The organism is Planococcus sp. RAB007_Raresut, from assembly GCF_057369535.1.
In genome coordinates, this window is sequence record NZ_JBXYIF010000051.1 from 1 (window position 1) to 351 (window position 351).

The window sequence follows — 351 nt, forward strand, 5'->3', positions numbered from 1 at the left end:
GCACTCCATTCTGTCGTTCTATATGGAGATGATCCGTCTTCGTCGTGCTGAGGAAACGTTTACGTATGGTCGTTATCGTGACGTCTTGCCTGAACATAAGCAAGCCTTCGTCTACGAGCGTACGTTTGAAAACAACCGCTTCTTCGTGGTCGTCAACTTGACCGCCAATCCGGCAGAAGTGACCATTCCGGAAATTGCAGGCGCCACGCTTGTCATGACGAATGAGATTGACCCGGAAACGATTGATAGGGAAACGTTTATGCTTCGACCATTCGCAGCACGGTTATATCGTTTATGATAGAAAGGTACCTTCTGAGGAGGGTACCTCTTTTGAATGAAGCGTGGGACGAG

1 protein-coding gene is annotated in these 351 nt (G+C 48.7%); it reads left to right on the plus strand.

Annotated features, from left to right (window positions below):
• Positions 1-298, plus strand: a 298-nt coding sequence (locus AC2Q9J_RS17720) for an alpha-glucosidase C-terminal domain-containing protein (RefSeq protein ID WP_499041979.1), incomplete at its 5' end; no start/stop codon positions are given.
• Positions 299-351 lie beyond the last annotated feature (53 nt).